A 12,959-nucleotide genomic window follows, 5' to 3' on the forward strand; every position below is an offset into this window, starting at 1 on the left:
TAGTGCCAAGGAATAATATTCAAGCCCGAAGCATCGGCTTGCTCAATTTTTGATATAATCTAATACCCTAATATTAGAAATTCAAACCTATTTTGTCCCGAATCTCCTTCTTTTAGACAAACATAGTTCCTAATTATATAGCTATGTCTACCTCCCGTCAAATCATGGTGGAAGGTGGGAATGGCTTAAACTCAATTATTCATTCTAAACAAAAAAAGCAACAAGCTCGAGTGAGCCTATTGCTTTCGGTAGTAGGAATGAACCTTGTAATGGTGGAAATATTCATCTGGAATCTCTTCAATAAATCGGTTATAAGGTCCAAGCGAAAATACAGTAAGGGCATGCATTGCTCTTGTACAAGCTGTATAAAAGAGATTCTTCTCCAATTCGGTGTCGTATTGATCATTAGATGCATCAAAGACGATAACCGCATCAAACTCAATCCCCTTGGCTAAGTAAGCTGGAATTACAACTAACCCCTTCTGGAACGTAAACGTTTCTTCGTCTATCAGCTTAACCGGCAAACTAGAATTCAACCGGTTATAGACATCTAAGCTTTCTTGCTTTGTTTTACAAATGACGGCAATGGTTTGATATTCTTTTTGCCATTCTTCTAGATGATTAACTAACATTTGGTTTCTCGTATAATCATCGTCTACCTCATAGACCTTTGGCTTTTCACCTTCTCGGTTAAAGGCTTCAATTTGATCCCCATTGGGCATAAAGGATTTTGTAAATTCTACGATTGGTTTTGTAGAACGATAACTTCTTTGTAATGTTATTCGTTCCTGTTTTTCCTCTACTTCACTCGTTAGTAATGTATCCGAATGAAGAGCATGTGCATAAATAGCTTGGTTAATATCCCCTAGTAGCGTCATTCTGCTATTCGGGTACACCTGTCTGAAGTAAGCAAACTGAAAAGGAGAATAATCCTGTGCTTCATCGATAAACACATGCTGAATTGCTGTATTTTCGCGGTAGCCAAGCAACTTGTCTTGGAAGTATAGATACGGTGTAGCATCTTCCCAGGTTAGTGATTTCTTTTTAAGCTGTTCGATCGTTAAGGCTGCAATCTCATCCCAGAGCGGGACTTGCTTTACTTTATATTTTTCTAACTCAAATAGTTTCGTATAGGTTTTTCGCACATCTAAGAAAAAAAACTTTTTAACTTTCCGTTTTAACGGCTTCAATTTATCGGAAACAACCTTTTTTCGAAGAAGTTGTTCTTCTCGTGCATAGTTAAAAAACGGATCGTCCGAATACTCGTCTTCGTCCTGCATTTCCTGATACACTTGAAGGAAATCCTCTTTATCCAGTAGCTGACTCTCCTCTAGAACCCAGTCTTCCTTCCGTTCATTCTGTTCGAATACTTTTATTTTTTCCATTAACCATTTCGATACTTCCTCTAAACGATTCGGAATTGACATCGTATGATCTAAGGAATAGAAGTAATCTCTTATTTTTGCACTCGAAATGAGCTTTTGCCCTCTAAAGCTAATGTTACGGAATTGAATTCCCTTCTTCCCAAGGTCATCCACATAACGATCAATTTGCTGTTTATGGTCTAAGCTAGCCTTCCACTGAATGCCCGCTAATCGAGCTTGATACGTGTCCTGATCTGATTCCGTCAAATAATATTCCATTTGTTCAAACGGCGATTCAAGCGAAAATTGTTTTCCTAAGCGACGAACTAAGTACTCATGGAATGTTGTTTGCTTCATGTTTTCTTCGCCTAATTCCGGAAGTACTGTAGCTACATAACTGTTAAACAGAGGATTTGGTGAAAAAAGAACCATATTATCGGCCGAAAGTGTTTCCCGATACCGGTATAATAAATAAGCGACGCGCTGTAAGGCAGCCGATGTTTTCCCACTTCCCGCAACCCCTTGAACAATTAACAACTTGCTTTTTTCATTTCGGATAATTTTATTTTGTTCTTTTTGGATGGTTGCTACAATGCTTTTCATTTTCGTATTGGCATTGTTCCCTAACACGGCCTGCAGCAGATGGTCTCCTATGGTTAAGCCTGTATCAAACATTCCTTTAATTTCTTGATTGCGTATAATGAACTGTCTTTTTAGAGTAATCTCACCATGGATGGTACCATCCATGGTTTTGTACTCCGCTTCACCTGGGGGATAATCATAATACAGACTGGAAATGGGAGCTCTCCAATCGTAAATAAGAAAATCCTCATCGTGTTTATCCATCATCGATGCAATTCCTATGTAAATGGATTCCAGCTTAGACTCACCCTCTTCTTGAAAGTCAATCCTTCCAAAGTAAGGCGATTCCTGTAATCGTTGAAGCGTTTTTAATTGTTGACTTAATTGGCCATGACTTCTTTCGCGCTCAGATAAAAACTCAGCCTGTTGTTTTAAGCTGGCTTGGGTTTCAATCACATCATCGATTTCGTCTAAGTTAACCGTGACATCGTCCCAGAAGTTTTTACGAAGGTCGATAACCCTATCCTTCAAATCACTTGTTCGTTCTTTTATTTTCTTTAATTTTCGTTTGATTTCATGAATGACAAAACGAACTCGGTCTTGTTCCTCCTGCCAGTCCTTATCTGTCTCTGCCACTATGTACACCTCGCCTCTTAACGTTCACGACTTGACATTGAATTTTTATATGTGTTATAATTATTTTGGATATTTTTACTCATTTGGAACTAATTCACAATTCCTTCTATTTATATTACCATGATAACCTGGAAATGTACAAACTTTACATATGGAATGAATAGCCACCTGTATCTTAACACAGGTGGCTTTTATATTTATGGTATAACCTTTTTTCTACGAATTTAATCCAAATTCCTCAGACAGTAATTGATACCCTTTTAACTTGGCTTCAAAATCATACACCATACTCGCTAGCATGAATTCACTTGAACCATATCGTTCTTTCCATGCTAGGATTTGTTCTTTTATCGTACGTGGTGAACCAATCAAAATTTTTCTCCGATTCTCTTCAATAAGCTGTTGATCAAACCCACTAAGCCGGTATTTAGCAGCTTCTTCCGGAGAGACTATACCTTCCATGCGTTCCCCTTTTGCAACCTTTAGAAACTGGATATCATAACTTTTCGCTAGCCATTCTGCTTCTTCGTCTGTATCTGCACAAACAAAAAAGAAAGCAACGAGTGATTTAGGACCTGGCTGCAATGCGGAACCGTAGAATCTTTTCTGATAGTTTTGGACAACTCCACTTCCGTCCTGCCCGCTAATAAACTGAGCAAACGCATAGGATAAACCATGAGATGCCGCTAATCCAGCACTCCCTCCACTTGATCCCAATACCCAAAGCTGAGGATTAGTTGTGATTTCAGGCATTGCTTTTAAACCAGGAAATCGGTGATTCGGATCTTTAGAACCAGTTACATAATAGATTAAATCTTCTACTTGCTGTGGAAATATATCTCCATTTGTATGCTTGTATTCTTGTAAAGCACCCGTTGCAATCGGAATGCCACCAGGTGCTCGGCCAATTCCTAAATCAATTCGATTTGGATATAAAGCCTCGAGTAACCGAAAATTTTCCGCTACCTTATAAGCACTATAATGCGGCAGCATAACTCCTCCAGAACCTATTCTTATTGTACTTGTATGTGCAGCCACATGCGGAATCATAATTTCTGGACTAGAATGCGCCAAGCTCTCTAAATGGTGCTCCGACATCCAGAATCGATGGTAGCCGAGTCGTTCTGCTTCCTGAGCTAAACGGACCGTCTGAGATAATGCTTCTGTTGCGCGGCTTCCTTTTGATATAGTTGATTGATCCAATACACTTAACTGAATCATATCCGATCCCTCCTCCAAATTCGCGTCACTAAATCTTGTATTATATAGTGTAGTGTGGAAATCAGGGTTTCATGCATACCTAGCCCATCAGTCGCTCCGTCTGTGTCTCTACTAATTCGGCATAAAAACCGCTTTGTTCGATTAGTGTTTCATGACTTCCTCTTTCGATGATTTCTCCATTTTTTAAGACAAGAATCTGATCCGCATTGCGAACCGTATTAAGCCTATGCGCAATGACGAAGCTCGTTCTGCCCTTCATCACGCGCGACAACGCTTCGTTAATCACCAGTTCTGTAATCGTATCAATCCCACTCGTCGCCTCATCCAAAATTAAAATGGAGGGATTCGCAAGGATTACCCGCGCAATGGATAAAAGCTGTCGCTGACCATGACTGATTCCTGACCCATTCGAATAAAGAATAGTGTCATAGCCATCTGGCAGTTTCATGATAAAGGCATGGGCGTTAGCATGTTTAGCCGCTTCGATCACCTCATCATCCGACGCATCCAGTCTTCCATAACGAATGTTTTCGCGAATTGTTGTCTCAAATAAATGAGCATCCTGTAACACGACTCCTACTTTTTCTCTTAAACTACTCTTCGAAATGGTTTGTAAGTCGATATCATCCATGAAGATTTGGCCATACTCTGGATCGTAAAAACGACTGATTAAAGAGATAATCGTTGTTTTCCCAGCTCCTGTTGGTCCCACTAAAGCAACGGTTTCTCCCGGATTTGCAATGAAGTTTATATTTTTTAGGACTTGCTCTTCCTCATACGCGAAAGAAACGTTCTGAAATTCTATTTTACCGATGATATCATCGATAGCCTGGTTATCAGACTCTAACTCTTCCACTTCTTCATCCAGAATTTGAAATACTCTTTCCGCACCAGCGACAGCTGATAAGATCACATTAAACTGGTTGGCTAAGTCATTTAAAGGCCGTGTAAATTGCCTGGAATAAGCCGTGAATGTCACAATAATCCCAATGGAAACGATACCTTGAAAATGAATCGCAAAAACAGCTCCTATCCCGACAATGATTGTGAAACTTAGATTATTGAGAGAGTTCATAAGCTTTGGAATAAATCCTGAATACGTTTGAGCCCAATAACTAGAATCTCGTAAGGATAGGTTCTGCTTTTGAAATTGTTCGATGACATACTCTTCTTGGGAATACATCTTCACAATCGTATGACCGGATAATGTCTCCTCGACAAAGCCATTCATTTGTCCTAAATAACGCTGCTGTTCTTTGAAAAATTTCCCCGTTCGATTCGTTATCCACTTCATCCCCAAGTACATGAGAGGTACAATCGTTATCGTTAGCAAGGTTAACAACGGACTCAACCATAGCATCGCTGCGAGTGTACCAACAATAGTTAACATACTCGTCAATACTTGAATCACCGTAGAATTCAAGGTACGACTAACATTTTCAATATCGTTCGTCACTCGACTCATCAATTCTCCATACTGCCTCGTTTGGAAAAAGGACAATGGGAGCTTTTGCAGATGGGAAAATAAATCATTCCGCATGAAATAAATCGTCCTCTGCGCAATCGTTACCATCCAAACCCCTTGTAGCCAGCTCGTCAATGAATGGAAAACAAACACAACCAGTAAAAAGGTAAAGAGCTGAATCAACTCTTCCATCGGGGTACGTTTTACAAGTTCATCTACAGCAACCCCAAGCAGATAGGGTCCAACTAACGATAAAGCAGAACTAATAATGACAAACAAAATAACGAAGAAAAAGAGTTTACGATCACGGGCCATGTACTCCCACAACCGCATCATCGTTCGTTTCACATCCTTTATTTTAGGCCGTTTCAGCTTCATGCCTCGAGTGGCGTGCGGATGGTTTCGAACATTGGAACTCCAATTGTTCTCTTTCTTTTGATTATTCACCACTTGCATAAACCCCTTTTCCAACTTGGGATTGATAGATTTGTTGATAATAGGAACTACTTCGAAGAAGCTCTTGATGAGTTCCACGCTCTTGTACGATTCCATCCTTTAGAAGAAGGATTTGATCTGAATCCTTTACGGAACTCACTTTTTGAGCAACATTGATGACCGTACATTTCCGTTTGGCTAACGCTGATAAGACTTGCTTCTCCGTTTGCGCATCTAAAGCACTCGTACTATCATCTAATAACAGAATTTTAGGTTCACGGACAAGGGCGCGAGCCAAGGACAGTCGTTGCTTTTGCCCTCCAGATAAATTAACACCTCGTTGCCCAATCAGCGTGTCATACTGATCTGGTAAACTCATAATAAACTCATGAATGGACGCGTCCTTCGCCGCTTCAACAAGTTGTTCATCCGTAGCATCATTTTTCCCCCAAAGCAAGTTATCTTTTATTGTTCCAGAAAAAAGATGCGCTTCCTGCGGGACTATCCCAATCTGCTTTCTAATGTAAGCAGGATCCAACTCACTCATCGGAAGTCTGTCGAGAAAAATATGACCGGAGGACGGTTGAATAAGATTAGGAATCAGCTGTAAAAGGGAGCTTTTTCCCGATCCTGTTTCTCCTAAAATCCCTATTGTTTCACTTGGTCTAACTTCAAACGATACCTCTTTTAACACAGAAACGTCTTTTTCCTCGTAGTGGAAGAATACCTTTTGAAAAGCAATACCTCCTTGAAGAGAAGGTCTTTTCTTTCCTGTGGTAATACTATCTTTCGGTGCCTCTGACAGCACCTTTTCTAACCGCTCCGCAGATGCCTTTCCTCTTGAAAAAGTTAGTAGTAAGAATGTGAATACACCGAAAGCTCCTAAAATACGAGTCGCATAGTTAATAATAGCTACGATATCCCCAGTTTGAGCATCCCCAAAGCGCAATTGAATGGAGCCACCCCAAAGAATCGCTACCATTGTTACATTTAGCCCTAACATCACGACCGGCATCGTATATTCCATTAATCGAAGCGCCTGTCGATTACTAAGTCGAAGTGATTCGTTTTCTTTAGAAAACCGTTCTGACTCAAAAGGTCCTCTATTAAACGATTTAACAAGTCGGATACCAAACAAGTTCTCCCTGATAACGGTGTTCAATCGATCAAGCTTCGCTTGGACATCCCCGAACAGGCGAACGCCTTTGGTTAACAAAATAAACATAATGACTAATAGGACCGGCACAACCGATAGTAAAATCCAAGCTAACGGCACATTTACGGTAAAAGACATAATCATTCCACCTAGAATGAATAATGGGGCCCGTAACATGATCCTTACACTTGTAAATAAAAAGGATTGAATTTGCGTCACATCATTTGTCAATCTCGTAATCAAGGAAGAGGTTGTAAATTTTTGAATTTGACTCGTTGAAAATGCTTGAATTTTAGAGTATAAGGCTTCTCTTAAATCATACCCCGTATATTGACTCACTTTAGAAGCATAGAATGAGCTTATGATTCCTGCCACAAATGCAACGACAGATAAAATAAGTAGAATAGTTGCCCAATAAAGGACAATATCCATATTCGATTTTGTAATCCCTTCATCAATCATGATCCCCATAATAATTGGTTGAACAAGCTCTACCACCAGCTCAACAAGCATTAAAAATAGGGCCATGAATAAAGCAAACTTATAGTTTTTCACAAACGAGAATACCATCTTCATTATAGGTTCCTCCATGGATGCAAGAAGTAGTTTCATTATATAAAATTGCTCGGTCAGTGTATATTTACAAGCTTTAGCCCGTCGATGCAGTGCATATTCCTTTCATGCACAATCAAGGTTCGTTATGATAATATTTAGGGTTTCGAAATATTTTTCGAAAGAAGGGATACTATCACCCAAGAACAAACCGCAAAAAGAAATGTATTCATCATGTGGTTCGCCAACTTCTTCATCGCGGGAAGTATTACGATGGTGTTGCCATTTTTATCTTTATATATAGATACATTAGGAGATTTCTCTGAGCAATATGTACAAAATTGGTCAGGAATCATTTTTGGAATAACATTTGTAACCGCCTTTTTATGCTCACCTATTTGGGGGAAGATTGGAGATAAATATGGCCGGAAATACATTCTCGTACTCTCCGGGATCGGGTTAGGTGTTTCCGTCGTCTTGATGGGCTATGTAGAAACGGTTTGGCAATTATTTGTCCTGCGTTTATTTATGGGAGTGTTTACAGGCTTCATTTCCATGTCACAAGCGCTCATCTCGACTCAAACCCCAAAACATATAGCCGGAAAAGTACTAGGAACGCTTCAAACGGGAAGCATTACAGGAAGCTTAATGGGACCGATGATTGGGGGATACATTGCGGACATCGTTGGATATTCTGCAACCTTTAAGGGAGTATCCTTTTTCTTATTCCTTTCCGCCGTATTAGTGTTATTCGGTATTCATGAACAAAAAGTGGAGCTGGAGGGAAACTCAAAATCAAGTTATACCTCTAAGGAAGTACTCCTTTATATTATTCAAAGTCCTGTATTGTTAATCGTCATGATTATCTCGATGTTTATACAAATTGCCCATTTCAGCATCCAACCCATTCTTTCCTTGTATGTTTCGGAGCTTCATGGCCCTGTTAATCTAGCTTTATTTTCTGGGATCGCTTTTTCTGCGGCTGGCCTTGGTAACCTGATGATGACAAGATGGTGGGGCAAGTTAGCTGACAGAATCGGCTACACGAAAATATTAGTAACATTGCTGATTATTGCTGCGGTTGTTTATTTCCCTGCAGCATTTGTAACGAACATTTGGCAGCTCGTCATTCTCCGCTTCTTCCTTGGAATGAGCATCGGAGGGATTATTCCAGTTCGCATCGCTTATATCCGCCAAGTTGCACCGATCGCTATGCAAGGGGAAGTGTTAGGATATAACACGAGCATTCGTTTTTTCGGGAACTTCATTGGACCCATCATGGGTGGAGCAATAGCAGGGTATTACGGATTCAGTGCTGTCTTTTTTGTTACCAGTGCACTCTTGCTCCTATGCGGCATCGTGCTACTCGTGACGATTCGCAGACAATCTGACACCATTCCTAAACCTAGAGAACAAACCAGCTAAGGCTTTGCCCTAGCTGGTTTTCTCTTTCCATAATTGTTCAATTAAAATAACAAGACCCGTTCCAAGTAATAATCCGTTACTCGCTAGGTTTTGTACTAATGATGGTAGTTCGGCAAACACTTCGGACGGTAGAAACATCGTACCAATCCCAATTAGATAAGCCACCCCAACAATGGTTGTTTTACGTGAATCAAGGGGTTGGCTCGTAATATTTCGGAGAGCTAGCCCAACAAGTTGCACAAAGGTCGCCATTAAAGCAGCATTCGCAATTGGAGAAGGAATGCCTGAGATCCATGTCACGATAAATGGGAAAAAGGCGATTATGATTAAAGCAGTAGATGCAATCAAGAATGGCATTTTCCTTTTTTGTCCCGTTAAACTAATAAAACCAGCAGATGTTGCAAGTGGCACGTTTGCTACTGCGGAAAACATCCCTGCTAAACCGTGATTAATTCCAAGGTAAGCTGTTCCCTTATTGATTTGTTTCCCGCTGTACATATCCTCATTACCTAACGATTGATTCGCAGCAATAACCGAAGCAACCACGTTCGAGATCAAAATGACAGCAGTGACGAAGGCAATCGGAATCGAGCTTAAATCAAAGTTAGGTGTACCCCATGCAAATAGTTCAGGTAGTGAGAAAAAAGAGACTTCATCTTCTGCTTTATGGAACCCGAATACAAACAAGTAAGCAATCCACCCAATGACAATTCCTATTAGTACTGCATAACTACTTAGCCATCCCCTAGCAAAAATCGATAACCCTAACACGCTTAGGAAAGTAATAAATGCTAGTAATGCTTTGATCGGTTGAATCGATTCCGCTCCATCCTGAAGACCTAGCATTCCTTCCAAGAAGGTTCCGCTTAATTGAACGGTAAGTAAAATAAAAAAGGTTCCCGTTACTAATGGAGTAAAGACAAACAAAATCTTTTCCGTCAGTTTAAACGCGCCAAATAAAAGGAGAAACCCTCCCGTCCAAATCATCGTTCCTTCTACAAGCTGCAATGTTTCCGTCGCAGTTGCTCCTTGCTGGGAACCCGTTATGGACATAACTGTAAAGATACTAATCCAAATCCCTGCAGGACCCTCCATAATCGGTAAGCGGTGTCCAATTAATCCTTGTAAAAGGGAAGCGACCCCAACAATAAAAAAGGTTCGTTGCATAAGTCCAGCTACTTCCACAAAGCTCATCCCATAAATAGAGCCTATTACAATAGGCATGGCGACTGAGCTTGCTAATAAAAAGATAAACCACTGTACAGACTCCATGAGCGTCGTGGTAACTGGTATAGATGGTTGATGATTCATATGAATTCCTTCTTTCTTTGAATAGAAAAAGCCACCACTTCGTATGGTGACTTCCCTATTTTACATCGGATGTATTCAATTATCATCCAAATAGACTTTTTAGGCCATCAATCAATTTTTGGAAGAAGTCTTTAACCCCTTGCCAAAAGCCTTCATCATTCGCTACTTCTTCTAACTTGTTCCGTACATCACTTGCAATATCATCTAATTGGCTTTTTACATTATCAAAGTCAATATTGATGGACCGCATTTTATCAAAGAGTGCAACAAGTCTTGCAATATCTTCCTCATTAAGATCGATATTTAAATTGGCTAATTGGTCTTGAACAATCTGCTCAATCTCTTCTTTCGATGCAGGATTTTGTTCGGCTATCGCTTGTTTGATTTCGGTTAATAACTCACTAACCTTTTCTTGGTCCATTCCTTCTTTTGCTGCTAGGCCTGTCGCTACCTCAAGTTCTTCATTCGCTACTTCCATACGGTCTTTATCTAAGGACTCCCCGTCGACATTATAAGCCTTATAAATACCTGTTAAAGCAGAATGACCACTTACCTTTAATGGGGAAGCAACTTCTACTACAGCATTTTCAATCCCTGCAGTCAGTAGAGCGTTGGCGTACATTTCATTTGTTACCTGAGTAATGTTTTCCTGATTCACAATGTTAATAACGAGTCCATTACCTTCCTCTTTCCGCGTGATTTTTGCAGAAGAGTACATGTTGGAGCTCGGATCTCCACCGATAAAGTTCACTAAATCCTCAGCCGTAACAATAATCTCATTTACCGTTGATGGATCATCGATATCTAATAAGTTTCGAACCTCTTGCTTTTGTTCTTCTGACAAAGCCTCTCCATACACAACAATGGGAAGACCGAATTTCTCATTAATTCCTTCATCGCCAGTGCTAGCATAGACTTCCTTTGGAGCTTGGATAAAGGCTGTTAATAGTAAAGCAAGTACTAAAAATGCTGATGTTAGCTTTCGCATATATCTTTCTCCTTTATCTATCATGATCTTCTTATATTCTTTTTTCGAGGGGGATAAATATTCCCCTTCTTATAGACGATCATACAGTGGAAAAAGTTTCTTTTCCACTAAAAAATTGCCTCCGAAAAAACGAGGTGAAAGCTTCACTTCATTACTTTTTCAATAAATTATTAATTAAAGTTGCGTCTGAGGGAGTCTATATATTTTTAGCAACAAAATGTACAAAAACACCCTAAAAGAAAAACCCGAACTAATTCGAATTCTAATTATAGAATTTCGAACTATTGTTCGGATCTTATTAGGATTAAAACTCTTTTGTCCCTGCCTCGTTCTTCAATGCTTATTTGTTTTTAACCGCAACGACGTCCATTTCAATGCAAACACCTTTTGGAAGCTTACTCACTTCTACAGTTGCTCGTGCTGGATAAGGCTCTTCTAGAAAACCTGCATACACTTCGTTAATTTTTGCAAAGTCATCCATGGAGGTTATGTAGATCGTGAACTTCACGACATCCGAAAACGCTAAGCCCGCTTCCGTTAAAATAGCTTGTAGGTTATTCATAACTTGTGCCGTTTGTTCTTCGATCCCTGCTACTACCTCACCTGTTTCTGGGTTAATCGGAATTTGACCAGAAACAAATACAAAATCCCCTGCATCAATGGCCTGTGAGTAAGGGCCAATTGCTTGCGGTGCTTTGTCTGTGTGAATTGCTTTTACCATGTAGATCTCTCCATTCTTTTTTAGCCTATCATACCACAGGATTGGGAGACATGTTGATATCTTTTAAAGCTTCACAACCATTCTTCCTAAAGCCTTTCCTTGCAAGATTTGATCAAATGCATTAGAAAGATCCTCTAAACGTATTTCTTTTACAACTTCGTTTAACGTATTAGGTTTTAAATCAGTCGACAGTCTTTCCCATATAGTTTTTCTAATTTCCATCGGACAGTTAACCGAATCAATTCCTAACAAATTGATTCCTCTTAAAATAAATGGGTGAACGGCAGTCGGAACTTCAACTCCACCTGTTAAACCACTAACAGCAACGGAACCACCGTAAGCAATTTTGGTTAGTAGGGAAGCTAATGGCTTGCCGCCAACAGGATCTACCGCCGCTATCCAGCGCGCTTTATCGATTGCTTTTATATCCCCGTTATACACTTCATCACGATGGATGACTTCCTCTGCACCGATTTTTTTCAAGTATTCATGGGAATCTTTCTTACCTGTACTTGCCACAACCTGATAGCCACGTCGAGCAAGAATCGATACTGCAATACTACCCACTCCGCCAGTCGCGCCAGTGACAAGTACCTTTCCCTTCTCGGGTGTTATGCCGTTATCCTCTAAACGTTGAATGGATAAGGCCGCTGTGAAGCCAGCTGTTCCCAATACCATCGACTCTAACGTTGTAAGATCCTTTGGCAGCGGAACAATCCAGCTCCCAGGAATTCGTGCATATTCACTATACCCACCAAAGTGTGATACGCCTATTTCGTAACTAGTGGCAATCACTTTGTCCCCTTTGGAAAACCGAGAATCATCTGATTCCACGACTTCACCCGCCAAGTCAATACCTGGCACCATCGGATATTTCTTAATGATCGGGTTGTTGGGAACCTTTGTCATCCCATCCTTATAGTTTACACTTGAGTATTCTACTTTAATGAGTACGCCTTCCCTAGGTAGATCGTTCATGGAAAGCTTGTCCACCTTTCCATCAATCTGATCCCCTTTTTGATTCAGAATAAATGCTTGAAATGAATTCATCCTATGTACTCCTTTCTAAAAGTTTTTAAAAGAGCGTAGCACACAAGATGTGT

The 12,959-nt window shown here is 40.2% G+C and carries 9 protein-coding genes; 1 reads left to right on the forward strand and 8 read right to left on the reverse strand.

The window, feature by feature from the left end:
- Positions 1–236 precede the first annotated feature (236 nt).
- The 4 genes from helD to KO561_RS18320 all read right to left on the reverse strand — a co-directional run bounded on the left by helD (position 237) and on the right by KO561_RS18320 (position 7,435).
- Entirely contained in the window at positions 237–2,582 is a 2,346-nt protein-coding gene (gene helD / locus KO561_RS18305) for an RNA polymerase recycling motor HelD (RefSeq protein WP_231094752.1), read from the reverse strand.
- Positions 2,583–2,798: 216 nt separating this feature from the next.
- Complete coding sequence (locus KO561_RS18310) at positions 2,799–3,803, reverse strand: LLM class flavin-dependent oxidoreductase (RefSeq protein WP_231094753.1); 1,005 nt, start codon at positions 3,801–3,803, stop codon at positions 2,799–2,801.
- 79 nt (positions 3,804–3,882) lie between these two features.
- Positions 3,883–5,718 (reverse strand): ABC transporter ATP-binding protein, encoded by a 1,836-nt coding sequence (locus KO561_RS18315; protein ID WP_408004828.1) that lies wholly within the window; start codon positions 5,716–5,718, stop codon positions 3,883–3,885.
- Entirely contained in the window at positions 5,708–7,435 is a 1,728-nt protein-coding gene (locus KO561_RS18320) for an ABC transporter ATP-binding protein (RefSeq protein WP_231094754.1), read from the reverse strand. Before KO561_RS18320 ends, KO561_RS18315 begins: the two co-directional genes overlap by 11 nt.
- 210 nt (positions 7,436–7,645) lie before the next feature.
- Here KO561_RS18320 and KO561_RS18325 point away from each other — a divergent pair, with 210 nt between their 5' ends.
- Positions 7,646–8,836 carry an MFS transporter gene (locus KO561_RS18325; RefSeq protein WP_231094755.1) on the forward strand — a complete coding sequence of 397 codons (1,191 nt, stop codon included), beginning with the start codon at positions 7,646–7,648 and terminating at the stop codon, positions 8,834–8,836.
- Between the two features lie 9 nt (positions 8,837–8,845).
- On the opposite strand, the gene KO561_RS18330 is transcribed toward KO561_RS18325, so the two are convergent.
- The 4 genes from KO561_RS18330 to KO561_RS18345 all read right to left on the reverse strand — a co-directional run bounded on the left by KO561_RS18330 (position 8,846) and on the right by KO561_RS18345 (position 12,906).
- Positions 8,846–10,147: a purine/pyrimidine permease gene (locus KO561_RS18330; RefSeq protein ID WP_231094756.1), complete on the reverse strand. Its 1,302-nt coding sequence runs from the start codon at positions 10,145–10,147 to the stop codon at positions 8,846–8,848.
- 82 nt (positions 10,148–10,229) lie between these two features.
- A complete protein-coding gene (locus tag KO561_RS18335; protein ID WP_231094757.1) occupies positions 10,230–11,135 on the reverse strand; it encodes a DUF1002 domain-containing protein in 906 nt (301 codons plus the stop codon).
- Between the two features lie 340 nt (positions 11,136–11,475).
- The gene (locus tag KO561_RS18340) at positions 11,476–11,856 is read right to left on the reverse strand and encodes a RidA family protein (RefSeq protein WP_231094758.1); all 381 of its coding nucleotides are present in this window, start codon (positions 11,854–11,856) and stop codon (positions 11,476–11,478) included.
- A gap of 63 nt (positions 11,857–11,919) precedes the next feature.
- Positions 11,920–12,906, reverse strand: a complete 987-nt coding sequence (locus KO561_RS18345) for an acrylyl-CoA reductase family protein (protein WP_231094759.1) — start codon at positions 12,904–12,906, stop codon at positions 11,920–11,922.
- Positions 12,907–12,959 lie beyond the last annotated feature (53 nt).

Origin of the sequence: Radiobacillus kanasensis, assembly GCF_021049245.1 — a bacterium.
In the GTDB taxonomy this organism is placed as follows: Bacteria; Bacillota; Bacilli; order Bacillales; family Amphibacillaceae; genus Radiobacillus; species Radiobacillus kanasensis.